Below are 25,413 nucleotides of genomic sequence, written 5' to 3'. Positions count from 1 at the left end.
GGCTTGGATCAGGGATGAAGGGGACGTCCCTGCGGACGGAGTCAGTCGGACCGGAGTGGCGGCCCCTGGGGGGGAGCCGCCACCCGTCACCGCGATCCCGGCATTATTCGGGCAGCACGTCCCGCGTGATGACCCACAGCTTCTTCGAGAAGGGGCCCTTGGACGTCCATGTGATGTGCATGCCGGAAGACAGGCCGATCGTATCGCCCGCCTTGAAGTTGTGGACCTTGCCGGTGTCGGTTTCCACCACCTCCACCTCGCCTTCGAGCAGCAGGATGGTTTCGTCACCCAGCACGCCGGTATAGGGGGTTTTGAGCGCACCCTTTTCGTCGACATCGCTCCCGGCGATGCCCTTGCCCGAGCGCCACACGCCGCTCATCATCGTGCCCGTCGAACCACCCGGGCGCAGGAAATAGAGTTCGCCCGCGACCAGCGGCCCCTCGGCCGGTTCGACGAAATGATATTCCAGCCAATCGGCGGGATTGTCGCTGGTGTGCGCGATCAGCAGATCCTGCGGCGGGTTGTCCGTCGGTTCGCTGCCGTTCCAGATGCACCACCATTTCTTGAACGACGGTCCCTCGATCTCCCATTGCACCTCGAGCCCCTTGGGCGAGTTGATGATCGAACCGGGTCCGACCTTGTAGCGCTTGCCGGTGGAGATGACGGTCAGCACGGCCGTACCGTCGATCACGCAGGCGACCTCGTCGCCCAATGGCGAGGAATAGACGAGGGTATGCGAACCATCCGCCGCAGCGCCCGGTGCGGTCGGTCCGGTGCGCCAGAACCCGGCCGAGAGCGAACCCGACGTGCCTTCGGGGCGGGCCACCACATATTCGCCGTGCACCTGCACGCCGAAGCGGGGTTCGACCCATTCGAAAGGCGTCCATTTCTCATTGGGTTCGTTCTGCACGCCGCCATGAACCGCGTAACGCGGCAGTTCCTGCACTTGAGGCGCCAACTGCGTTGCCATGCCAAATCTCCCTTGAACGAGATTGAACCGTAACCGGCCGATCGCGAAAACCATTCGGTTCCCCCCGAGCGTCGACCAGACTTCACTATCAGGGCATCACGCCCAACGGCCTAGCGCCATCCCTGGTCTTTTCGATGGGGCCAGATGACGGGTGCTTCGCCGTCCTGCCCACCCGTTCACGCCTCCACGGTCGGGGCGGTCAGCGCGATGGTTTCCGCGAGCAGCGGCACGTCCTTGAACACAGCAAAGCTGCTGGGCGTGTTCGGCATGACGGGGAAGTTGAAATTGCACTGCGGGCAGGGTTCGGCGAGAACCTTCTGCTCTTCCTGCAGTTCGAATGCCTTGTCCTCGACCAGCCCGCAACAGGGGCACACGCGAAGAAGGCGCGTGTTGGTCAGTTCGAAATTGGTGATGATGTCTTCCATGATGGCACCACGCGCCGCCCATTCCTTGGCGTGCTTGTGGTAGGTCGCCATGTGCCAGTCCTTGAGCGCCGCGCGGTTCACCCAGAAGCTGACTTCGTTGAACCAGGTCGGGTCTTCTGGGTGGACCCACCAGGTCAGGTGGAGGAAACCCGGCAGCTTCATCAAGTGATTGCGCGTATCGGCGAAAATGATCTTGAACTTCTCGTATCCGTCCGGGCTGGAAAAGCGCACGCGCTGCATACTGAGATAGATCGACATGGGGTCCTCCGCTCCAATGAGTCCAGCCCAATAAGCTGTGCGGTCAGGATGAAGATCGGCATGGCCAGTCGGTAGGGCCAGTATAGCGGAAGATGATGGTTCCAGATGCCGATGGCTCTATTATTGGCCGGACCGTGCGATAGGATCGGTTCGGCTGGTGTAGCGAAGGCAAGCCTGACGATGACGATGAACCTGATCATCCGTATCGACCGCGACGACGAACGATCGTTGCAGGTGCAGATCTATGAGGCGGTGCGCGATCAGATCCTGCGAGGCACCTTGGCCGCCGGCAAGCGGCTGCCCTCGACGCGCAGCATGTCGGATCAGCTCGGCATCGCCCGCAACACCGTGACGCTGGCCTATGAACGCCTCGCCGCCGAGGACTATATCTCCTCGCGGGCCAAGGCAGGAATCTTCGTCAATGACCGGCTGCCCGATGCGACCGTCCTGCTGCGCAATGGTCATTCGTCGATCCAGCCGAGCCGCAGTCGCCTCCGTCTGGGCAAGAATCCCAGCTTTTCCGGGCGTGCGCCCCGGCTCTGGCACGAAAAGCGCTCACGGCCGCAGTTCGATTTCTTCGTCGGACGTCCGCGCCCCGACAGCTTCCCGACCAGTTTCTGGCGACGCACGATCGCGCGCCACCTGGCCTATGCTCATGGCATCCAGACCGAATATAGCGACCCGCGTGGACTGGCGGCGCTGCGCGAGGCGATCGCGGCGCATCTGGGCGAAACGCGCGGGATCGAGGCCAGCGCCGATCAGATCATGGTCACGTCCGGCATCCAGGGGGCGCTCAACCTGCTCGCCCGCATCTTCATCACCGACCGTTCAAAGGCGAGCGTGGCGGTCGAGAATCCCTGTTACCAGGGCGCGGCCTTTCTCTTCGGCAGCTATGGGGCCAGCGTCCGTCCGATCGACGTCGACGAACAGGGCATCGTCGTGCCGCAACTCGAAAGCTTCATGGGCAATCTCGTCTATGTGACGCCGTCCCACCAGTTTCCGACCGGCTGCACGCTCAGCCTCGACCGCCGGCTGCACCTACTCGACTGGGCCTATCAGACCGGCAGCTATGTCATCGAGGACGATTATGACAGCGACTTCCGTTATGACGGACCCCCGCTGACCGCGCTGGCCGGACTGGATCGCCGGGGGCACGTCATCTATCTCGGCACCTTCTCCAAATCGATCGGCGCGGGGCTGAGAGTGGGCTATGCGGTCATGCCGCGCCATCTTCTCGACCAGGCGCGATTGGTGAAGACATTGACCGACCATGGCGCACCATGGCTGGAACAGGCGGTGATCGCCGATTTCCTGAAGGAAGGTGCCTTTCTCCGCCACCTGCGACGCATCCGCCGATCCTATATGGGCGCGCGCGACCAGGTGATCCGATCGATCGAAGAGCATTTCCCCGGCGGCGCGCTACTGGGGCGGGAATGCGGGATGCATATGATGTGGACGCTTCCGCCCGATCTCCCCTCGGCGAATGACATGCAGCGGATCGCCCTCAACTGCGGTGTCGGCCTGTATCCCTTCGCGGGCGCCGCGACGCAGGAATATGGTAATCCCGGCCGTTTCCGCGAACGCTCGCTGGTGCTCGGCTATACCGGGCTGACGGAAGAGGCGATCCGCGAAGCCTTTGCCCGGGTGGCCACGGTGGTCGGCCAGCGGAAATAGGCGCGAACTGGCACCACCATTAACCCCGGATTTGGCTCTAGGGGCTGGGCCGAAAGCTTTCTAACCTTCCTGAAAATCATCGGCATTCCCGTTCGCCCCGATGGCGAAGGGCGGTCGGGGACAACACAGGAGGATGGGATATGTCCGGTTACCGGCTTCTGATCGGCGGTCGATTGGTCGATGGCGCGGAGACGATGGAGGTCATCAACCCCGCGACCGAGGAGGTTCTGGCCTCGTGCCCGCGCGCCTCGGCTGCGCAACTGGACGAAGCGGTCGCGGCGGCGAAGCAGGCCTTTCCCGCCTGGGCGCGGACGCCGATCGCGGAGCGCCGCGCGCTGATCCTCGATCTTGCCGATGCCATGGAGGTGCATGCGGAGAGCCTGGCGCGCCTGCTCACCCAGGAACAAGGCAAGCCGTTGAGCGAGGCCACGGCCGAGATCGCCTATAGCATCGCCTTCATCCGCCAGCTCGCGAGCCATGATCTGCCGGTCGGGATGCTGGAGGACACTGAGAGTCGTCGGGTCGAGCGGCATCGTCGCCCGCTGGGCGTGGTCGGCGCGATCATCCCCTGGAACTTCCCGGTGCTGATCGTCGCCTTCAAGCTGCCCCTCGCGCTGCTGGCGGGCAATACGCTGGTCATCAAGCCGGCACCCACGACGCCCCTGTCGACGCTGCGCATCGGCGAGATGATGGCGGGGATCTTCCCGCCCGGCGTGGTCAACATCATCACCGACCAGAATGATCTGGGTACCCGCCTGACGACGCATCCCGATATCGCGAAGATCAGCTTCACCGGATCGACCGCGACCGGACGCAAGGTGATGGAAAGCGCAGCGGCGTCGATCAAGCGCCTTACCCTGGAACTGGGGGGCAACGACGCGGCGATCGTCCTGCCCGATGCCGATCCGGTGAAGGCCGCGACGGGCATCTTCGGCGGCGCGTTCCTGAACGCCGGACAGGTCTGCATCGCGATCAAGCGGGTCTATGCCCATGCCGATATCTATGACGCGCTCTGCACGGAACTGGCCCGGATCGCCGAAGAGGCGATCGTCGATGACGGGCTGATGCAGGGGGCCCAGATCGGGCCGCTCCAGAACAGGGCGCAATATGACAAGGTGAAGGCGCTCATCGAGACGGCGCGTGCGGACGGCACGATCATCGCCGGGGGCGAAGTGCTGGACCGGCCCGGCTATTTCATCCGGCCGACCATCGTGCGCGACATCCGCGACGGTACGCGGCTGGTGGACGAGGAACAGTTCGGTCCCGTGCTTCCCGTCATCCGTTATGACGATCCCGAAGAGGCGCTGGCGCGTGCCAATGCATCGGACATGGGGCTGGGCGGCTCGATCTGGTCGTCGGACCGCGATGCGGCGCATGACCTGGCCATGCGCATGGAGGCGGGCACGGTCTGGATCAACAAGCATCTCGATTTCGGCCCCACCATTCCGTTCGGCGGCGCGAAGCAATCGGGCCTTGGCGTCGAATTCGCCGAGGAGGGATTCCACGAGTTCACGCAGCTTCACGTCATCAATGAAGCAAAGGGCTGACCGGCGCCGACGCGACCTTCCGCAGGAGATATCTGATGATCCAGAATGTGGCACAGGTCGCGATCGGGATCGAGACCGGCAGCCGTAACGACAATCCCGATCAGTGGACGTCTTTTGAATGGGACGATCCCGTGTTCGGCAAACAGGTGAAGGAGGAGGTCGCGGTCATCCGTACCCACGGATAGTCGGATGCCATGGCGGGATGGGCGTCGGCGACATGCCGGAATCTGCCGTTGGTGTTCAACGGCCTCCGCGACGTCGTGAGGGCGCGATCCTTCGGATGATCCGCCCCCGATGGACCTGATCGATCAGGTCGGACCGCAATCATTTCGCTAGCGCAGCGGAACGTGAGCGGCGGGGATGGGTTCACTCGGCATGACCGCATCCGCTATGCTTTCGCCCATGCCCGTCGACCTCGCTCCACCGCCGCCGCGCCTGTCCACCCTCGACAGCCTGTTTCTCGATTTCGACGGCACGCTGGTCGAACTGGCCGACAGTCCCGAAGCCGTGCACGTCAGCCGCGCGCTGGCCGATCGGCTGGACGCGCTCGCGGCGCATATGCCCGGCCGTCTCGCCATCGTCAGCGGCCGCTCGATCGCGCAGCTCGACGCGCTGTTCGGTCCACAGGCCGAGCATCTCACGCTGGCGGGCAGCCACGGCGCCGAACGCCGCAGCCCCGAGAATGGCCACAGCCAGCCCGAAACGCCCGATCATCTGGCGACCGCGACCCAGGAGATGCGCGCCGTCGCGGAAGCCAACGACCTCTATTTCGAAACCAAGAGCTTTGGCGCTGGACTGCATTACCGCCGGAACCCGGATGCGGAGCAACTGGCCCTGCGCGAAGCCGCCGCCATTGCCGAGCGTCATGGCCTGACCCTGCAACCCGGCAAGATGATGGTCGAGGTCCGCCTGCCCGGTGACAAGGGCCAGGCGATCGAGACGTTGATGGAAACCCCGGCGATGCGCGGGACCGTCCCGATCTTCTTCGGCGACGACGTCACCGACGAGGACGGTTTCGTCGCGGCGGCGGCGCTTGGCGGCGCGGGCGTGCTGGTCGGCCCGATGCGCGCGACCGCTGCCCGCTATCGCCTGCCCGATGTCGCCGCCGTCCATGAATGGCTCGCCCAAGCGCTGGAGAATGCCGAGTAATGCAACAGGACATGAATCTCTGGCCGATCGGCAATTGCCAGGTTTCGGCGCTGGTCGACTCGGCGGGCCGTTTCGTCTGGGGCTGCGTGCCGCGTGTCGATGGCGATCCGGCCTTTTGCGCGCTGCTGGGCGATGGCGAACCGGAGACGGGATATTGGGCGATCGATCTGGAGGACCGGATCTCGACCACGCAGGGCTATCTGCGCAACACGCCGATCCTGGTCACCACGCATATGGACGATCGCGGCAACGGCATCGAGATCACCGATTTCTGCCCGCGCTTCTCGCGCGAGGGGCGCGTCTATCGCCCGACCAGCTATGTGCGGATCGTCCGCCCCATCGGGTCCCCCCGCATCCGCATCTGCTTGCGGGTCGCGACCGACTGGGGCAGCCCGACCGAGCGGACCCAGGGGTCCAACCATATCCGCTATCTGATGACGCAGCAGACGCTGCGCCTGACCACCGACGCGCCGGTCGGCCATATCGCGGCCGAACAATGGTTCCGCCTCGAACGGCCGATCCACATGTTCCTGGGGCCGGACGAGAGCTTCGCGGGCGTGCTGAGCGAGGCCAGCCGCGCCATGCTGGAGCGTACCACCCATGAATGGCACCATTGGGTGCGCGGGCTCGCCACCCCGGTCGAATGGCAGGCGGTCGTCATCCGCGCTGCGATCACGCTGAAGCTGTGCCAGCATGAGGAAACCGGCGCGATCGTCGCGGCGCTGACCACCTCGCTGCCCGAACATGCCGATTCGGGGCGCAACTGGGACTATCGCTACTGCTGGATTCGCGACGCCTATTACACGGTGCAGGCGCTCAACCGGCTGGGCGCGCTCGACGTGCTGGAGGGGTATCTCGAATATCTCCGCAATATCGTGGATGCGGCCAAGGGCGGGCATATCCAGCCGCTCTACGGCGTCGGCGGGGAGGCTACGCTGGTCGAGCGCATCGAGGAGAAGCTGCCCGGCTATCGCGCCATGGGGCCGGTCCGCGTCGGCAACCAGGCCTATGAGCAGATCCAGCACGACGCTTACGGCCAGATCGTGCTGTCCGACGTGCAGGCCTTTTTCGACACACGGCTGTTCCGCATGTCGGGTATCGAGGATTTCCACTCGCTCGAACGGGTCGGCGAGCGCGCCTGGGCCAAATATGACCAGCCCGATGCGGGGCTGTGGGAACTCCGCACCAAGAGCCATGTCCACACCTATTCCGCCGCGATGTGCTGGGCGGCGTGCGACCGGCTCGCCAATGCCGCGCAGGCGCTGGGACTGGAGGAGCGCCGCACCTTCTGGCAGGAGCGCGCCGACCTGATGCGTGAGACGATCGAGCAGGCCGCCTGGCGCGAGGAGACGCAGCGCATGTCGGCCACGTTCGGCGGCGACGATCTGGACGCCAGCATCATCCAGTTGCTCGACCTGCGCTTCCTGTCGCCTGACGATCCCCGTTTCCGCTCGACGCTCGACGCGGTGGAAAAGGGCCTGCGCCGGGGCAGCCATATGCTGCGCTATGCGACCGAGGATGATTTCGGCCTGCCGCACACCGCTTTCAACGTTTGCACCTTCTGGCTGATCGAAGCGTTATATGTGACGGGCCGTCATGACGACGCCCGCGCGCTGTTTGAGGAGATGGTGGCGCGCTGCACCCCCGCCGGGCTTCTGTCCGAGGATATCGACCCGAATACGGGCGAGCTGTGGGGGAATTATCCGCAAACCTATTCGCTGGTCGGCCTGATCAACTGCGCCGTCCTGCTGAGTAAACCATGGAGTGCCGTGCGATGAGTCGCCTGATCGTCATCTCGAACCGGGTCCAGCCGCCCACCACCGGGCCGGGCGGAAATCAGGGCGGGCTGGCGGTCGCACTCCTCGCCGCGCTTCGCGAACAGGGCGGCATCTGGTTCGGCTGGTCGGGGGAGACCACCGAGGAGTTCAGCGGCCATATCAACTTCCAGCAGGGCGGCGGCGTCACCACCGCGACGATCGACCTGGAAGAGCAGGATATCGACGAATATTATAACGGCTACGCCAACCGGACGCTGTGGCCGCTCTTCCACTATCGGATCGACCTGACAGAATTCGAGCGGGATTTCGATTCCGGCTATGCCCGTGTCAACGAACGCTTCGCCGAGACGGTACAGCCGCTGATCGAACCCGATGATCTGGTCTGGGTCCATGACTATCACCTGATCCCGCTGGGCCGCGACCTGCGCAAGCGGGGGTTCAAGAACCGGATCGGCTTCTTCCTGCACATCCCCTGGCCTCCGGTCCGGCTGCTGATGTCGCTGCCCAGCCATCGCAAGCTGGTGGAGTCGCTGTTCGCCTATGACGTGGTCGGTTTTCATACCGAGGACTGGCTCGACAGCTTCCGCGATTATGTGACCAAGGAGCTGGGCGGCACGCTGGGCGAGAATGGCGCGGTGACGTGGAACGGTCGCACGATCCAGGCGATCCGCGCGCCCATCGGCATCGAAACCAGGGAGTTCGAGGAAGCCGCTGCCGGGCACGACGCCCGTTTCGCGCGCGAACGCATGTATATGTCGGCGACGGGCCGCAGCCTGATCGTCGGCGTCGACCGGCTGGATTATTCCAAGGGCCTGGCCGAGCGCTTCCTGGGCTATGAGCGCTTCTTGGCGCAGAACCCGGAACGGCGGGCGCTGGTCTATATGCTCCAGATCGCGCCGCCCAGCCGTGAGAAGGTGAACACCTATCAGGAAATCCGCGCGACGCTGGACTCGCTGTCGGGGCGGATCAACGGCGAATATGCCGATATCGACTGGGTGCCGATCCGCTACGTCAACAAGGGGTTTCCGCGGCCGGTGCTGGCGGGCATCTACCGCGCGGCGCGGATCGGGCTGGTCACGCCCTTGCGCGACGGCATGAACCTGGTCGCCAAGGAATATGTCGCGGCCCAGGACCCGGAGGATCCCGGCGTGCTGATCCTGTCGCGCTTCGCGGGCGCCGCCGAACAACTGAAGGACGCCGTCCTCATCAATCCGTACAGCGCCGAGGAGATGTCCGACGCCATCGTCCAGGCGCTGACCATGCCGCGCGACGAGCGTATCCGGCGCTGGGAAAGCCTGGTCGCCAATGTCCGGCGCGAGGATGTGTTCTGGTGGTGCGAACTGTTCCTGTCCGCGCTGCGGGGCGATCAGGCGAAGGAAGAGGCCAAGGCGATCGAGGCGGCAGCATCATGACGCTGCCGCCTCGGGGCGCGTGATCGCGAGTTATTGGGGCGGAGAGCCGGGTGTCCCGGCATTCGCCGCCGCCGCCTTGCGCATTTCGGCGATCTCGGCGGCGGTCTTGAAGTCCATCAGTTCGACCTGGAATATGAGGTCCGCATTGGCGGGGATCGGGCCGGAGGCCTGCGCTCCATAGCCCAGCGCCGCCGGTACGCAGAGCCGTATCACGCCGCCCCGGCCGACCATCTGCAACCCCTGGGAGAAGCCGGGAATGACCTCGCCGACCGGCATCACCGACTGCATGGTCTGGTCAAAGACCGCCCCCGTCGCCTGCAGATAGCCGATATAGTTGACCAGTGCGGTCGCATCGGCCGCCGGCTTGGGCTCGGTCGAAGGCCGTAATATCGTATAGCCCAGCCCCGATGGCGTCCGGGCCGCACAGGATCGTTGCGTCGCGGGCACGATCGGGGTCAGCGGCAGGGGGATGATGCCACCGTCCGCCGCCACCGGCCTTGTTGGAGCGGCACGCTCCGGCTTTTTCACCTGGGCCGCCGCGTCCGCCAGCGGCAACGCCGCCAGCAGGGTCAGGGTCGCCGCGATCCGAATGGGCAGGGCATGCAAGGACATGGTCATGGCCCATCCCGTAGTCGGCCTTCGACCGCCAGATCAAGCCGGGGTGGCGGAACGGCGGACGGGCATCAGGGGGCGTGTCGCGCCTTTCGGATCATCGCCATCAGCGCGTTGTCCAGCGCGGACAGGAAGCGGGAACGGTCCTCCTTGCCGAAGGGCGGAGGGCCGCCGATGCGCTCGCCGCCCGCGCGCAGATCGCTCATGATCGCGCGTACCGCGATGGCATTGCCGATCGAGCTGGTCGTGAACGGCCTGCCATTCGGGGCGACCACGGCCGCACCCACCTTCAGGCATCGGTCGGCGAGCAGGATGTCCGCCGTGACCACCACCGTTGCCCCACCCGCATGTTCGGCGATCCAGTCGTCGGCGGCGTCGAACCCCGCACCGACGACGATGCGTGCGACCAGTGGATGCTGCGGGACGCGCAGGTGCGTGTTGCTCACCACCGTCACCGGCACCTCCAGCCGGAAGGCGACGCGATAAATCTCCTCCTTCACGGGGCAGGCATCGGCGTCGACAAGGATATGCGGTCGTTGCTCCACGGCCGGACGATGCCACAGGCTTTGGCCCGGCGGCAATCTCGGACCGGGAGACAGGCGCTATCCAACGGTCGCGCGCGCGCCGCGATCGATCCTGTCGTCGGGAAGACGAGTAGGACGAGAGGCGTCTGATACGGTTCTGTAAAAGACTTCGCTCCTCCCTTTCCAATAACGATTCGCTTCGCTTAAGATGAGGTGGGGATGCCCGGTGCGATCAGGGCAGGTGAGGGATGGTTTGAATGGCATATGGTCAGGCCCGCGACATGCTCTATCGTGAAAATATCGTCACGATCGAGCATGTCACCAAGACATTTGGTGAAAAGGTCGCGCTGAACGATGTTTCCTTCGACATCCCCCAGGGGCAGATATGCGGGCTGCTGGGGGCGAACGGAGCGGGCAAGACGACGCTGTTCCGCCTGTTGATGGGCATATTGAAGGCGAGCTCGGGGCGATTGCGGGTCGGCGGGCTCGATGCGTTCGAGGATCGGGTGGCGGTCAAGCGGGTGATCGGTTTCCTCCCCGACGAGCCGGTCTTCTATTCCTATCTCTCCGCGCGCGAATTGCTGGAATTGAGCGCCGGGATGCACGGGCTCGACACCGATGACGCGATGGCGGCGATCATGCCGGTGGCGCAGCGCCTCCGGCTGGCGGGCGAACTGGACAATTATGCCGAGGATTATTCGCGCGGCATGAAGAAAAAGCTGGGGCTCCTGCTCGCGATGCTTCACCGGCCGCGCTTGCTGGTCCTGGACGAGCCGACCAACGGGCTGGACGTCGAATCCACCCATTTGTTCTATGACCTGATCTTCGAGACCGCGGCGAGCGGCACGACCATCGTCTTTTCCACCCATTTGATGGACCATGTCGCCCGCCTGTGCAGCCATGCCGTGATCATGGGCGAGGGCGCGCTGATCGCGAGCGGATCGCTCGACGCGCTGAAGTCGGATCATGGCGAGGAGGATCTGGAGTCGCTGTTCCTGAAGCTCACGGCACGGCCGGGGGCGCTGTGACGGGGGTGGAGGCGCCGGGTTTCTGGCGGACGGTCTGGCTGCTCCTGACCACGGCGCGGCGGCGATCGCGTGGCCGCCAGGCGCGGCAACAGCAAATGCTCAACAGCCGGCGCCCCCGCTGGGCGATGGATTGGGGATCGATCGGCGTGATCGTCTCGCTGGCCGTCATGGCGCTCATCCATGGCATGGCCGCCTTCACGGTGATGATGGCGGTCGAATCGGCGCAGGTCGCGCATGTCCAGCGCCAGGGGCTGATGCCCGTGCGCGCATGGTTCTATTTTGAGGCGGGGCCGGAAAGCGAGCGGCCGCCGAGCGACGAAAGCTATCGATCCGAGGCGGAGCGCAGCGCGGAGGCCGATGGCGGCGACGAGGATGCGATCGAGGCGCGATTGCGCGACCTGGTGGCGTCGTCGGGCAACCGGCACCTGATCCCGCGCGACGTGGCGGCACCGGGTCTGTCCGCGCTCGCCCGGTCGGCACCCGCGGCGACCCTGCTCGGCTCGCTCATCCTGATCTGGTGGTTCGCGATGATGGTCTGTCAGGGCGAGGGGCTGGAACTCGATCTGCAGCGTCGGCGGCATCCGATGTGGGAATGGCTGCTGAGCCATCCGGTCGGCGCGGGGGCGGTGTTCTTCGCCGAGATGCTGGCCCCGATCGCCGCGAATCCGAGCTATTGGGCGGCGCCGGTGTTTCCCGGCATTCTCTATGGCGTCACCCAGGGACCGGCGGTCGGGCTGGTTGCCGCCGTGCTGATCGGCATCCCCCTGACGGTCGCGGCGGCCTGTCTTGGCAAGGCGCTGGAGATCGGAGCGATGCTGCGATTGCCCTTGCGCAGCCGGGGCGCGGCGATCGGGATCATGGGCTGGTTCGGCTATGCCTCGATGATCTCGATGTTCTTCGCCCTGCGCGTGATGCCCGGCATCGCGCATGGCGTCGTGGGGTGGATCGGGGACGGCGGCTGGACCTGGCCGGTGTTGCGCCTGTTTCTGGGCATGGACGAGGCGGGCGGTTTCTCCCTGCTGCGCGGAGTCGCCGCCTGTATCGGGTTCGGCGCGGTCGTGATCGCGGCGTCGGTCGCATTCAGCGCATGGTCGGTGCGCCAGGGGCTGAGCGGCGCCTTCGCCTCGGACAGCGTGGTCGTCCGATCCGGCAAGGCCGGGCGCTTCGGTCGTGACCCGCTGTTCCGCAAGGAATATCTCTGGTTCGTCCGCGATCGCAGCGCGCTGGTCCAGGTCATCCTGATCCCGGTCACGGTGGCGGGCGTCCAACTGGTCAATTTCCATCGCCTCATCGCGCATGCGGCGGATTCCTGGAATTATCTGTGCGCGGCGGGCATCTTCTTCGGGACCTATTTCCTGTGGATCCTGGGGCCAAAGTCGCTGACCTCCGAAGGATCGGCGCTGTGGATCGCGATGACCTGGCCACGCGGGCTGGAGGCGATGCTGAAGGCCAAGGCGTGGCTATGGTCGATGATCGCCAGCGCGCTGGTCGGCCTTGTACTGCTGCTGGCAGGCTGGATCTTCCCGCATCAGGCCTGGAAGATCGCGCTGTTGGGTGTCGCCTGGTTCCTGTTCGCGCGGACCATGGCCGAAAAGGCGGTGACGCTGGTCGCGATCGTATCGGAATCGGGCGAGCCGCAGAAGATTTCGCGCGGTCGGGTCTGGGCGGCGCAGCTCGGCATGCTGACCTTCGCGATCGGTGTGGTGACCCAGCAATGGCATCTGGTGATCGTCGGCATCGTCTATTCGTGGATCACGGCGGCGGCGATGTGGGAAAATCTGCGCGCGCGGCTGCCCTATCTCTACGATCCCTGGTCCGAACGGCTGCCGCCACCGCCGACCCTGATGCACGCGATGGTCGCGATCAGCATCCTGATCGAATGCGTGGCGGTCGTCACCGCCATCGGCTTTGCGGTGGGGAGAACAAGCGCGGTGGCGGTGCAGGGGGGCGGTTACGCCCTGTGCGCGCTGACGGTGGCGATCGGCATGGGAGTCTTCCTGAATCGGCGCGGCGTCAGCCCGGCGGCGATCTGGTGCTGGAGGGAGGATCCGTCGGCGGGCGGGTCCTGGTTCGGCCGCTATGTCGCGCGCGATCGCCGCGACATGGCGTGGCTGGCGGCGGGAATCGGTGGCGGGCTGGCGCTGGCGCTGGTCGCGCATCTCTATACAGAGATGGTGTCGCTGCTCCCCTGGGCGGGCGAGGCGATACGGACCGCGCGAAACCGGATGGATGCCATTCCGGGCATGGCGACGACCTATGCGGTGATCGCGATCCTCATGGCGCCCTTTGCCGAGGAATATCTGTTCCGGGGGCTGTTGTTCCGAACCCTCGACCGGCAATGGGGCGGCGGCTGGCTGGCCGTTCTGGGGGCGGCGGCGTTTTTCGCCATCTATCATCCCCTGTTGTCCTGGCTGCCGGTCGCGCTGGTCGGCGTCGCCAATTGCGTGCTCTTCAAGCGGTCCGAGCGGCTGACCCCGGCGATCCTGTTGCACATGACCTATAATGCGGTCGTGATCCTCTGGGTCTGAGTTACCGGTTTGGCATTGGCCAAGTATTGCAACATTTGCGACAGGTTTGCGACATATTGATACAATATGAAAAATAAATGATATTTGGATATGTGTTCCGTAATATTTGGAATGTACAAGATTTCATATTGATAAGAGAAATATATCGGCCTTTTAATTTGACCATGAAAGACCGCAATTCCTAGGAGGAAGGCAAGGTGCTGCCCGCCAACGGGGCTCCTTGTCTTTCCCAGGCGGGGCGTCCGCCGCAGCGTCGGGGTTTTTGTGGCACATAGGACGATCCGTTATCTCTCGACCGTCGCCTTCGGTCTGGTCGCCACGCCCGCGCTGGCCGACACCACGGTCGGCGGTTCGACCACGACGCCGCTCGCCACCTCGACCGCCGGGAATGTGACGATCGCCAGCGGCGGCTCGATCGCGCTGGGGAGTGCCGGGTCGGCCGTCACGATCGACAGCGACAACACCGCGTCCAATGCCGGATCGATCACCGCGAAGGACGTGAACAACAGCATCGGCATCCAGGCCAATGCGGGCGTGACGGGCAGCATCACCAATTCCGGCTCGATCGCCCTGACCGAAAGCTATGCCCGTACCGACACCAATGCCGATACGGTGCTCGACGGCCCCTATGCGCAAGGCTCGGGGCGATACGGGATCCAGACATTGGGTGCGTTCAACGGCGCGATCACCAATAGCGGGACGATCAGCGTCTATGGCAACAACAGCGCGGGCATCGCGCTGGGCGGGCCGCTGAATGGCGGACTGACGCATAGCGGCACGATTTCGGTCTATGGCGACAACAGCTATGGCGTGCTGACCGGCGCGGTGAACGGCGATGTCGCGCTGGGCGGGACGATCTCGGCCTATGGCACCAACAGCAGCGCGGCGGTGCTCAACGGGCCGGTGTCGGGCGCGGTGAACGTGACCGCGACGATGATCGCCACCGGCTATAGCGCGATCACCGCCCCGACCAATGTGGCGAACCTGACCGCGCAGAATCTGCAACTGGGCGGTCCCACGCTGTGGATCGCGGGCAATGTCGGGGGCGGCGTGACGATCGCCGCGGCGACCAGCACGACCACCAACGGCACGACCACCACGACGACCGCGGGGACGTTGACCAATTACGGTTCCGCGCCTGCGCTTCGGATCGGCTCGGCGAGCGGTGCGACGACGATCGGGGCGATCACGGGCGATACGGGCGGCTATAGCGTCGCGATCAACGGCACCGCGACTGGGAACGGCGTCTATGCGGGCAACAGCGCCAATGCGGTGCAGATTGGCGGGCTGGGCGGTACGACCATAGTGAACGGCGGCATGGTCGTGCGCGGCACCGTCTCCGCCACCGCCAATGTGGCAAATGCCACCGCCGTCTGGATCGGTAGCGGCACGACCACGCCCAGCCTCGACAATAGCGGCGCGATCAACGCCGCCGGTGCGGGCAGCGCCGGGCAGGTGACCACCGGCGTGCTGATCGACTCCGGTGCGTCGGTCGGCGCCATGACCAATACGGGCACGATTTCGGCGGGGTCCGCCAACGGCGCGACCAGCTATGCCCTGCGTGACCTGTCGGGCACGCTGGGCAGCATCACCAATATCGGGACCATCACCGCGACCGGCGGGGCGAGCGATATCGCCATCGACCTGTCGGCCAATGCGGGGGCCACCACGATCGTCCAGAACGCATCCACGACCAGTTCCATCGTACCATCGATCTCTGGCGCGATCCTGTTCGGTGCGGGGCCGGACAGCCTGACGATCAACGCGGGCACGGTCGCCGGCAACGTCACCTTTGGCGGCGGCGCCAGCACGATGACGCTGACCGGCCAGGGCCGTTACACGGGCATGGTCGATTTCGGCGGAGGAGCCGCGACGCTGAGCCTGTCGGGCAGCGCCGCTTTCCAGGGCGGGCTGGCCAATGCGGGCAACACAGCCGTCACCGTCAATGGCGGCACACTGGCGCTGACCGCCACGGGCACCACCACCATCGGTTCGCTGGCGTTGAACGGCGGCATGCTGGGCGTGACGGTGGACGGCCAGGCGGGTACGTCCAGCCTGCTCAACGTCACCGGCACCGCGACGATCGGGGCGGGGGCCGATATCGCCGTGCTGGCGACCTCGCTCAACAATGCGGTGGGCAGCTATACCGTGTTGCGCGCAGGCACGCTGAACGGCGCGTCCAACCTGTCGCTGGCGGATCTCAGCCTGCCCTATCTGTTCACCGGCACGATCGGCACCGATGCGACCGGCAGCGGCGTCATCGTCACGGTCGCGCGCAAGAGTGCCCAGCAACTGGGGCTGAGCGGACCGCTCGCCGCCGTCTATGATCCGGCCTATGCGGCCGCCCTGGGCGATACGGCGATCGGCGATAGCTTGCTGTCCTGGAGCAATGGAAGCCAGGTCACGGCGGGCCTGCGCCAGATGCTGCCCGAATTCGCCGGGGGCAATTTCGACTCGGTCAGCCTGTCGTCACGCGCCCTGAACCGTATCCTTGCCGATCCCGAAATGCCGCCGCTGCGCCACAATGGCTATGCCGGCTGGTTGCAGCAGGTCGCCTGGAGCGATCGCAAGGGCATGGGGAGCAGCGCGGGCTATGACATCAGCGGCTGGGGCCTGACCGGCGGTGTCGAGCATGGTCTGGGCGGCTTCGGGCGCATCGGCGTGTCGCTGGCCTATCTGATCGGCATCAACGACATGGTCGGCAGTTCCAACGCGCTGTCCGATCAGGAATATAAGGCGGGGCTCTACTGGCGTGGCCAGTGGGGCGGGTTGCACGCCTTCGCGACGGGCATGATCGGCACGATCAGCTTCGACGGCACCCGGACCTTCAACGGGATCAGCAATGCGACCAGCTTTACCCGCACCGCCGATGGGCGGTGGCACGGGCGGACCTATGACGCGGCGGCCGGCCTGTCCTATCAATTCGATATCGGTCGCCTCTATCTGCGGCCCCAGGCCTCGATCGATTATGTCCGGCTGAACGAGAACGGCTTTGCCGAGACCGGCGGCGGCACCGGCTTCGACCTGACGCTGGCGGACCGGACCGCCGAGGAAACGGGCGTCAACACGACGCTGGCCCTTGGCTATAATCTGCGCAAGCCCGACCCTGTCGACGGCATGTTCCTGCGCCTGGAGGTGGAGGGCGGCAACCGCGCCCTGCTGAACAGCCATCTGGGCGCGACGACGGCGAGCTTTGCCGGAGGCAGCGATTTCACCCTGACGCCCGAGGCGCGCAAGGCCGGGTGGCTGGGCAATGTCCGGTTGAAGGGCGGCAGCAACTACCTCGCCGTTACCATGGATGTGGGCGAGGAACGGCAACAGGACCATAGCGGCTTGGTCGGCAAGATGGGCCTGACCCTCGCGCTGTAAGGCCGGGTGTCGCGCGATCGGCAGGGGGGCAGGCGCGGCATCGCGCCCGCCCCGCCCTCCGTTTACCAGTTCAGACCTGCGCGGACGTACAGATAGCGCCCGTTGAACCCGAAGGGCGAGAAATAGGGGAAGCCCAAAACGCCGGTCGAATTGTTCGCGATCGGCGTGGCGCGCGGATAGACGTCGAACAGGTTGCTGACGCCCAGTCCGATCTGCGCACCCTTGGGGGTCGTATAGCGCAGTTCCAGGTCGGTGATCGCGCGGTCGCCGGTGAGCACGTCGGCGGCGGGCGTCGTACCCGGCTGGTTGACGTTGCCGTAATAGGTGACGCGGGCGAGCGCGCCCAGGCTGTCCAGCGACCAGTCGATCGTTCCCGTCACCTTCTCGCCCGGCGTTCCTTGCTCCAGGGTCAGGATGCGGCTGCGCGCGAACAGGGTCGGGGCGGGGTTGAGGGTGGCGGTCGAGGTGGGCACGCGCGTCACCTCGATGGTGTTGAGATTGCCCGCCAGGGTGAAGTCGAACGCCCCCGCGCTCTGGGTGCGCGCGCGATAGTGGGCGACCACGTCGATGCCCTTGGCGGTGCTGGCCAGCCCGTTGATGAAGAAGCGCGCCGCCGACACGTTATAGGGCGCGAGCAGTGCGGCGACCTGTGCGTTGTTCGCCCCCTGGATATTTTCCGACAGGCCGATCTGGTCGCGGATATGGATGCGATAGGCGTCGACGGTCAGGTCGAAGCCGCCCGCGCGGACGACGGCGCCGACCGACAGGTTGGTGGACTTTTCCGGCTCTAGCGGCAGGCCGCCGAGCGTGGTGCCGACCGCGCTGACCGAGGGAAAGGTGCCGGTCAGGATCGGCACGCCGTTGGTCACGACCGAGGCGATCTGGGTGAAATGTTGCTGTTGCAGCGAGGGCGCGCGGAAGCCGGTCGAAGCGGTGCCGCGCAGCGCGAACCAGTCGGTCAGGTCATAGCGGGCCGAGATCTTGCCGGTCGCGGTCGTGCCGAAATCCGAATAATCCTCGCCGCGTCCCGCAATCCCGAGCAGCAGCTTGTCGGTGAGCTGTGCCTCGACATCCAGATAGATGCTGCCGCTGCGCCGCCCGCGCTTGACGGCATTGGCCGGGCTGAACCCGCCGAACCCTTGCGCGCCGGGTGAACCGCCCGCCACTGCGCCGCTGGCTGGATAACCATAGGAGGCCTGCTCGCCCGGCGAGATCTTGTAGCCTTCCCGACGTCCTTCGATCCCGAAGGCGACGTTCAGCGACTGGAACACGTCGAACTTGCGCGTCACGTCCAACCCGGCGACATATTGGTCATAGGCGACCTGGCCGTCATAGAAGTTCTTCGGCGTCGCCGCGCCATAGGCGTAATTGGCCGAGTTCAGCGTGCGGAAATCGACGGTGTTGCGCCCATAGCTGAATGACAGGTCGAGGTTGAACCCGCCCACATCGCCGCGCAGGCCGATGGCCGAATTGATATCCTTGGTCTTGGTGTTGATGAGCGGCAGGAAGCCGTTCGGATAGCCCGCCAGCGCCGTTGCCGTGCTGGCGTTGCGGGGGAAGGCGGCGCTGCGGGTGTCGCGGTCCTGATAGCCGCCAAAGGCATAAAGGCTGATCGTGTCGGTCAGCGAAGTGCCCGCATTGACGAAGCCGGTGAACTGTTCGACCTCGGGATCGCCATAGCGGCCGGTGATGCGGTTGGGGGTGACGCGGCGGTCGATATCGGCGCGGTTGGTCGGCTGGCGCTTGGTATATTCGCCCGACACGGTGATGAAGCCGTCGCTGCCGAAGCCGATACCCTGCCAGGCCGAGGCGGTGACGACGGGCTCGCCGGTGACGTGGCGGCTGTTGGCGGCGGTATCGACCTGGGTGTCGTAGAATCCGTAGGTGACGGAGGCGCCGCCGCCCGACCGCGCCTCGCGCAGGCGCAGGTTGACGACGCCCGCGATCGCGTCCGACCCATATTGCGCCGACGCGCCGTCGCGCAGCACCTCGATCCGGTCGAGGGCGACCGTGGGTACGGTGTTGAGGTCGACCGCCGCCGATCCGCGCCCGACCGTGCCATTGGTGTTGAGATTGGCGGAGGTGTGGCCGCGAATCCCGTTGATCAGCACCAGCGTCTGGTCGGGGGACAGGCCGCGCAGCGTCGCCGGGCGGATCGCGTCGGTCGCGTCATTGGCCGAGGGGCGCGGAAAGTCGATCGAGGGGGCGACCGTCGCCAGCGCGGCGGCGAGTTCGGTGGTGCCCTGCCGCTGGAGGCTCGCGCCGCTCAGCACATCGACCGGCGATACGCTGTCCAGCCGGGTGCGGCCTTCGGCGCGGGTGCCGGTGACGATGATCTCATCGCCTTCGTCCCGCGTCGTCGCGGCCCCGGCGGTCGGCGCCGTCTGCGCGGCCTGATCCTCGGTCTGGCCGGCTGGCGGGGTGGTGGTCTGCGCGGCGGCGTGCGTGGCGGCAAGCGTCAGCAGCGAGGCTCCGAAAAGCGCGATGGTGCGACCCTGTGTCATTCCCTGAGATCCTTGTTCTTTCCCCGCTCTGCCGGGCGGCGGGACGACGCTCTTACCGCCGGAGCGGTCGGGGGGCGGCCAAAGAATTTCTATCGGATTGATAGGGACAAATTCTATCGTCTGATGATAGCATTGGCGCTTCTTTTGTCAGCGGGTTTCCCGGTTCGTCGTGGTTCTCCTACGGCTTGCCGATGATCGCGGGGCTAACAGAAATCGCCTTTTGCCGTCTCGGTCCTGGTCGCGAAGGGCGGTATCCGGCTTTACTATCCCCTGGTGGATCGGCGATTGTCGCGGGCGTTCATCCAGCGCAGTTTAGCCTGTTCCTTTCCTTGTTCGCGTCAGAAAGTTCGTCGATGCCAGTAGATACGATGCCGCCCCGCGACGAAGACCCGTCCGGCCTGAGCATCCACGCCTCGATCGCACCTGCCCCCGCGCTGCGCCCCGGTCGCCCCTATGCTCGTGACGAATTGCTGCACGAGCTGTTCGACGCGACCTGTCTCGTGCGTGGCTGGACCCCTGCACTGCGGCTGATCGGCGCGGACGAGGAACATGGTCGGGCCACCGAATGGACCTATGACATGCTCGCCCGGCGAAGCCTGTCGCTGGCCCACCGGCTGCGCGCGCTGGGCGTGGGCAAGGGCGACCGGGTGGTGCTGTGCCTGCCGCGCGGGCTGGACCAGTATATGGCGATCCTGGGCGTGCTGCGTTCGGGCGCGGCCTATGTGCCGGTCGACTGGGGCTATCCGCAGGACCGCATCGCCTACATCATCGAGGATAGCGGCGCGGCGCTGACCATCACCACAGCAGCGCGGGCGGAGGAGATTCCGGGGCGGACCCTGTGCCTGGATGCCGAACTGGGCGATCTGGCCGCCGAGCCCGCCGCGCCGCTGGGCCGTGAGGTGACGGGGGCGGACCCGCAGGATCTGGCCTATATCATCTATACCTCGGGCACGACCGGGCGGCCCAAGGGGGTGATGATCACCCATGCCAATGCCTGCCACCTGGTTCGATCCGAAAGCGCGATCCTGGCGCTGGAGCCGACCGACATCGTGTTCGGCGGATTCAGCCTCGCCTTCGACATGTCGGTCGAGACGATGTGGAGCGCCTTCTTCGTCGGCGCCAGGCTGCTCGTCGCGACCGAGGCGCTGGCGAGCAGCGGCCCCGATGTCGCGATCGCGCTGGCAGCGGAGAAGGCGACCGTCTGGCATGTCGTCCCTTCGCTGATCGCGCTGGTCGAGCATCCGGTGCCGACGCTCCGCCTGATCAACATGGGGGGCGAGGCGTGCCCGGCCGATCTGCCGCGTCGGCTGGCGCGACCGGGCCTGCGCCTGCTCAACACCTATGGCCCGACCGAAACCTCGGTGACCGCGACCTGGACCGAGGTGCAGCCGGGCAAGCGCATCACCATCGGCAAGCCGCTGCCCGGTTACACCGCCTGGATCGTCGATGAGGAGTTGCAGCCGGTCGAGGCGGGGCAGGAGGGGGAACTGGTCATCGGCGGTCCCGGCGTCGGCGTCGGCTATGTCAACCGCCCCGACCTGACGGCCGAGAAATTCACCATGACCCCGTTCGACACCGTGTCGGGCGGACCGGAGCGCATCTATCGCTCGGGCGATCTCGTCCGGCTGGATGCGGCCGGGGACATCGATTTCGTCGGCCGCATCGACACCCAGGTCAAGATTCGCGGCTTCCGTGTCGAACTGGCCGAGATCGAGGCGGTGATCGGCGAGGCGCCCGGTGTCGCGCAGGTGGTCGTCCATCTGTTCAATGATGCCGATGGCGCGGAATTCCTGGCGGCCTTCCTCGTCGCGCGAACCGGCGAGACGGTCGACATCCCCGCGATCAAGGCGCGCGTCACCGAACGCCTGCCCAATTACATGCGCCCCGCCGCCTATCAGATGCTCGCGGCGCTGCCGACGCTGCCCGCCTCGGGCAAGGTGGATCGCAAGGCGCTGGTCAAGCCCGAGATGACCGTCGACACCGGCCGCATGATCGCGCCACCATCCACGCCGATGGAGGAGCAGCTCCACCGCATCTGGGCCGAGGCGTTCGCGCCGCAACCGGTATCGGTGACCGACGACCTGTTCGAGGATCTGGGCGGCCACTCGCTGAAGGCCGCGCGGCTCGTCTCGGCGGCGCGCAAGGTGCCGGGGCTGGCGGGTCTGTCGCTGGAGGATCTGTACGCCGCGCCGACCATCCGCGCGCTGGCGTTGCGTATCGGGGGGAGCGCGCCGGTCGCGGTCGCGACCGAGGAAAGCTTTCATCGTGTCGCGGCCTGGAAGCGCTGGCTGTGCGTCGCGGCGCAGACGGTCGCGTTGCTGCCCATCTATACCATTGCCGGGCTTCAGTGGTTCTTTCCCTATATCGCCTATACCCATCTGGCGGGGCGGATGAACCGGATCGACGCGCTGATCCTCAGCGCCCTGTTCTTCACCATCGTACCGGTCGCGTCGATGTTCGTGTCGATCGCGGCCAAATGGCTGATCGTCGGGCGGTTCCGGGCGGGCGACTATCCGCTCTGGGGCGGCTATTATTTCCGCTGGTGGCTGGTCCGCCGGATCATCGCGGTGACGGCCACCCCCTATCTGGCGGGGACGCCGATGATCCGGGGCTATTACCGGATGCTCGGCGCGAAGATCGGGGACCGCGCCTATATCGGCAGCGGGGTGATCGACACCGCCGACCTCTTCACCTGCGGCGACGATGCGATCGTCAGCGATCAGGCGGTGCTGGCGACCAGTTCGGTCGAGCGCGGGCTGCTGCGGCTGGGCACGGTCAGCCTGGGCGCGCGGTCCTTTGTCGGGTCGCAGGCAGTGGTCGGGCGCGGTGCACGGCTGGAGGAGGATGCGATCCTGGACGACATGTCCGCGCTTCCGGCCGAGACGGTGATTCCCGCGCGCCAGCGCTGGACCGGATCGCCCGCCGCCTTCGACCGCATGGTCGAGCCGGGCGTGGTCCGCACGCCGAGGGGCAGGGGCACCGCGATCGGCCTGCTGGTCGGTGCGCTGCTGCTGCCGATCATCGCCATATTGCCGATCGCGCCGGGCCTGATCGCGTTGATAGAAATGGATTGGGCGACCACCGGCTATGGCTATATGCTCGTCTCGCCGCTGCTCGCCGCGACCTATATCGTGATGATGTGCGTGCTGACGGTGCTCGCCAAGCGGCTGCTGCTGGGGCGCGTCGCGCCCGGCGTCCATGACCTGGATAGCGGCTTCTACGTCCGGTACTGGATGGTCCGGCAGATCAACGACCTGGCGTTGCGGCTGCTGCATCCCATCTTCGCGACGCTGTACGTGATCCCCTGGTACCGGGCGCTGGGCGTCAAGGTCGGGCGGCGCGCCGAGATTTCGACCGCCAGCGCCATCGTCCCCGACCTGGTCGAGATCGGGCCGGAGAGCTTCATCGCGGACTCGGTGATCTTCGGCGCGGCCAAGATCGGGCACGGCACGATCGAACTGGCGCATACCCGGATCGGCCGTCGCAGCTTCATCGGCAATTCCGCGCTGCTGCCCACCGGCGCGCAGATCGGCGACGAGGTGCTGATCGGCGTCCTGTCCAAGCCGCCCGAAGACCCCGCGCTGGCGACCGAGGCGGGCAGCACCTGGTTCGGATCGCCCGCGATCAAGCTGCCCGTGCGGCAGGTCGCGACGATGTTCGACGAGGGCGCGCGCTTCAACCCGTCGCGCGGGCTGATCGCCACCCGCCTGTCGATCGAGGCGATCCGCACCACCCTGTCGCTGACCGCCTTCCTGGTCTTCTTCAGCGCGCTTCTGTCGGTGGTCGGCGATCTGGATGATCTGGAACGCGGCGGTCTGGTCATCGTCACGGCGTTCCCCTTCCTCTATCTCGGCTTCTGCCTCGCCTGCGGGGCGTTCGTGCTGGCGCTGAAATGGCTGGTGGTCGGGCGATACAAGGTGACGACCGCCCCCTTGTGGAGCCCCTTCGTCTGGCGGACCGAGCTGGTCACCGCGACCTACGAGAATCTCGCGGTCAGCAACCTGCTCGAACCGCTGCGGGGGACGCCGTGGATCGGCCTCTACCTCCGGCTGATGGGGGCGAAGGTCGGCAAGCGCTGCTATATCGACACCACCGACCTGACCGAGCATGATCTGGTGACCATCGGCGACGATGTGGCGCTGAACGACTATGCCGGGCTCCAGACCCATTTGTTCGAGGACCGGGTGATGAAAGTCGGCGCGATCAAGGTCGGCGACCGCGCGACGATCGGTTCGCTCGCCATCGTGCTGTATGATGCGGAAGTGGGGGCCGACGCGCAACTGGGCGACCTGTCGGTGGTGATGAAGGGCGAGACGCTGCCCGACGGCACCAATTGGGAAGGGAGCCCGGCCCGGATCGTGACCGGCGGGTGAGCCCGATCCGGCATCGGGGGGCGCTGGACGCGCTGGACTGGGACGGCGCGCGCGCGGTCGCCTGGCGGGTGCCGGATGACGGCGCGCGGCACCGCGCGGCCGCTGCGCTGGTCGCGTATCTCTCCCGCCAGCCGGCCGGTGCGGTGCAACTCCATCGGAGCCCGGCGGGGCAGCCGCGCGTCGCGTATCCGCCGGGCTGGTTCATCAGCCTGTCGGCGCGGGGCGGCCAGGTGCTGATCGGCGCGGCGCGGCAGCCGATCGGGGTGGACCGCGAATGCTTGGATGGCGAGGCACCGCTCTGGGACATGCTGACCCCGGCGGAGGCGCGGGCCCTGCGCGCGATCCCGGCGGCGGCGTGGTCGCGCGGCTGGACCCGGCTATGGACGATCAAGGAGGCGCACGCCAAGCGGATCGGTGAACCGCGCCGGATCGCGCCCGAGGCGATCGAGACGCAACTGATCGACGCGGTCCGCGCCACCGCCTGTTTCGAGGGTGTTTCCGACTGCTGGAGCGAGGATTGCGGCGATGCGATCGAGACGATCGCGCTGGGAAGGACCGGGCCATGACGGAGATCGCGATACGCCCCTATGAACCCACCGACCGGGCGGGCGTGCTGGCGATCTTCGACGGCAATCTGCCCGATTATTTCGGGGCGGGGGATCGCGAATGGCTGGAGGAGACGCTGGACGCACCCGATGGCCCGGCCTTTGTCGTGACGGCCGATGCGGTTCCGGTGGCGTTCGGCGGCTATGAGGTCTGGGATCATTACAACAAGGCGCTGCTCTATTGGGGCATGGCGGCGCGGGCCTGGCATGGGCGCGGGCTGGGACGGTTGCTGCTGCACGAGCGCTTGTTGCACGTCGCGCGGGCCGCGCGGCCCGCGACCCGGTATGTCACGGTCGACACGTCGCCGATGGTCGCCCCCTTTTTCCGCCGTTGGGGGTTCGAGGAAACCGCCATCTGGCCCGAGGGCTATCGGTCCGGCATGACGATGCACGAATTGCGCTTCGATCTGGCGCGCGTTTCGACGGACGAACTTGTCGCCCGCCGTGATCAGGCGCTGGCCGCGATCCGACGCGGTCCCTAGCGGACGACCGCCCCGCCACCGCCTACCCGGTTTCAGAAAGCGTGCCATTTAAACAACATGGCGGCAGGAATCGCGCTCATCCGATGGCGATGCGCGGCCGCAGGTGGCGCGGTTTTCACTCCGACTATTGACATCCCCATCGAAAGGAGAGAGGGGTTCTGGTAACGTTACCAGT

Annotated in this window: 17 protein-coding genes; 12 read left to right on the top strand and 5 right to left on the bottom strand. The window is 66.2% G+C overall.

All coding sequences use genetic code 11. The features are described 5' to 3' along the window. Positions 1–103 precede the first annotated feature (103 nt). A complete protein-coding gene (locus tag ABDV78_RS01555) occupies positions 104–970 on the bottom strand; it encodes a cupin domain-containing protein (RefSeq protein WP_343525414.1) in 867 nt (288 codons plus the stop codon). A 176-nt stretch (positions 971–1,146) separates the two neighbouring features. Continuing rightward, on the bottom strand, positions 1,147–1,653 hold the full coding sequence (locus tag ABDV78_RS01550; RefSeq protein ID WP_343525413.1) for an antibiotic biosynthesis monooxygenase: 507 nt from the start codon (positions 1,651–1,653) through the stop codon (positions 1,147–1,149). A 180-nt stretch (positions 1,654–1,833) separates the two neighbouring features. Here ABDV78_RS01550 and ABDV78_RS01545 point away from each other — a divergent pair, with 180 nt between their 5' ends. The 6 genes from ABDV78_RS01545 (at position 1,834) to ABDV78_RS01520 (ending at position 9,213) form a co-directional block, all read left to right on the top strand. Further along, a complete protein-coding gene (locus tag ABDV78_RS01545; protein ID WP_343525412.1) occupies positions 1,834–3,327 on the top strand; it encodes a PLP-dependent aminotransferase family protein in 1,494 nt (497 codons plus the stop codon). A 140-nt stretch (positions 3,328–3,467) separates the two neighbouring features. Beyond that, the gene (locus tag ABDV78_RS01540; RefSeq protein ID WP_343525411.1) at positions 3,468–4,874 is read left to right on the top strand and encodes an aldehyde dehydrogenase family protein; all 1,407 of its coding nucleotides are present in this window, start codon (positions 3,468–3,470) and stop codon (positions 4,872–4,874) included. A gap of 35 nt (positions 4,875–4,909) precedes the next feature. Next, positions 4,910–5,059 (top strand): hypothetical protein, encoded by a 150-nt coding sequence (locus ABDV78_RS01535; protein ID WP_343525409.1) that lies wholly within the window; start codon positions 4,910–4,912, stop codon positions 5,057–5,059. Between the two features lie 217 nt (positions 5,060–5,276). Beyond that, entirely contained in the window at positions 5,277–6,023 is a 747-nt protein-coding gene (otsB, locus tag ABDV78_RS01530; protein WP_343525408.1) for a trehalose-phosphatase, read from the top strand. After that, positions 6,023–7,801 carry a glycoside hydrolase family 15 protein gene (locus tag ABDV78_RS01525; RefSeq protein ID WP_343525407.1) on the top strand — a complete coding sequence of 593 codons (1,779 nt, stop codon included), beginning with the start codon at positions 6,023–6,025 and terminating at the stop codon, positions 7,799–7,801. The genes otsB and ABDV78_RS01525 overlap by 1 nt, the downstream gene beginning before the upstream one ends. Beyond that, complete coding sequence (locus ABDV78_RS01520) at positions 7,798–9,213, top strand: trehalose-6-phosphate synthase (protein WP_343525406.1); 1,416 nt, start codon at positions 7,798–7,800, stop codon at positions 9,211–9,213. Before ABDV78_RS01525 ends, ABDV78_RS01520 begins: the two co-directional genes overlap by 4 nt. Positions 9,214–9,243: 30 nt before the next feature. Here ABDV78_RS01520 and ABDV78_RS01515 read toward each other — a convergent pair whose 3' ends face one another. Together ABDV78_RS01515 and ABDV78_RS01510 are read right to left on the bottom strand one after the other, a co-directional pair. Then, positions 9,244–9,831 carry an FKBP-type peptidyl-prolyl cis-trans isomerase gene (locus ABDV78_RS01515; protein ID WP_343525405.1) on the bottom strand — a complete coding sequence of 196 codons (588 nt, stop codon included), beginning with the start codon at positions 9,829–9,831 and terminating at the stop codon, positions 9,244–9,246. Between the two features lie 65 nt (positions 9,832–9,896). Further along, positions 9,897–10,370: a YaiI/YqxD family protein gene (locus ABDV78_RS01510; RefSeq protein ID WP_343525404.1), complete on the bottom strand. Its 474-nt coding sequence runs from the start codon at positions 10,368–10,370 to the stop codon at positions 9,897–9,899. Positions 10,371–10,606: 236 nt separating this feature from the next. Here ABDV78_RS01510 and ABDV78_RS01505 point away from each other — a divergent pair, with 236 nt between their 5' ends. The 3 genes from ABDV78_RS01505 to ABDV78_RS01495 all read left to right on the top strand — a co-directional run bounded on the left by ABDV78_RS01505 (position 10,607) and on the right by ABDV78_RS01495 (position 17,274). Continuing rightward, entirely contained in the window at positions 10,607–11,377 is a 771-nt protein-coding gene (locus ABDV78_RS01505) for an ABC transporter ATP-binding protein (RefSeq protein WP_343525402.1), read from the top strand. Then, positions 11,374–13,905 carry a CPBP family intramembrane glutamic endopeptidase gene (locus ABDV78_RS01500; protein ID WP_343525401.1) on the top strand — a complete coding sequence of 844 codons (2,532 nt, stop codon included), beginning with the start codon at positions 11,374–11,376 and terminating at the stop codon, positions 13,903–13,905. Before ABDV78_RS01505 ends, ABDV78_RS01500 begins: the two co-directional genes overlap by 4 nt. 264 nt (positions 13,906–14,169) lie before the next feature. Beyond that, positions 14,170–17,274: an autotransporter domain-containing protein gene (locus ABDV78_RS01495; protein ID WP_343525399.1), complete on the top strand. Its 3,105-nt coding sequence runs from the start codon at positions 14,170–14,172 to the stop codon at positions 17,272–17,274. Between the two features lie 62 nt (positions 17,275–17,336). Here the strand turns inward: ABDV78_RS01495 and ABDV78_RS01490 are convergent, their stop codons facing one another. Then, entirely contained in the window at positions 17,337–19,778 is a 2,442-nt protein-coding gene (locus ABDV78_RS01490) for a TonB-dependent receptor (protein ID WP_343525398.1), read from the bottom strand. A gap of 353 nt (positions 19,779–20,131) precedes the next feature. Here ABDV78_RS01490 and ABDV78_RS01485 point away from each other — a divergent pair, with 353 nt between their 5' ends. From ABDV78_RS01485 to ABDV78_RS01475, 3 genes are read left to right on the top strand one after another with little or no spacing between them, the layout of a single operon-like run. Continuing rightward, positions 20,132–24,151 carry a Pls/PosA family non-ribosomal peptide synthetase gene (locus ABDV78_RS01485; RefSeq protein WP_343525397.1) on the top strand — a complete coding sequence of 1,340 codons (4,020 nt, stop codon included), beginning with the start codon at positions 20,132–20,134 and terminating at the stop codon, positions 24,149–24,151. Beyond that, on the top strand, positions 24,148–24,717 hold the full coding sequence (locus ABDV78_RS01480) for a 4'-phosphopantetheinyl transferase superfamily protein (RefSeq protein WP_343525396.1): 570 nt from the start codon (positions 24,148–24,150) through the stop codon (positions 24,715–24,717). Before ABDV78_RS01485 ends, ABDV78_RS01480 begins: the two co-directional genes overlap by 4 nt. After that, a complete protein-coding gene (locus ABDV78_RS01475; protein WP_343525395.1) occupies positions 24,714–25,238 on the top strand; it encodes a GNAT family N-acetyltransferase in 525 nt (174 codons plus the stop codon). Before ABDV78_RS01480 ends, ABDV78_RS01475 begins: the two co-directional genes overlap by 4 nt. The last annotated feature ends 175 nt before the right edge of the window (positions 25,239–25,413 follow it).

The sequence above is a fragment of the Sphingomonas sp. genome (genome assembly GCF_039594485.1).
In the GTDB taxonomy this organism is placed as follows: domain Bacteria; phylum Pseudomonadota; class Alphaproteobacteria; order Sphingomonadales; family Sphingomonadaceae; genus Sphingomonas.
This window is presented reverse-complemented; position numbering and strand designations above follow the sequence as displayed.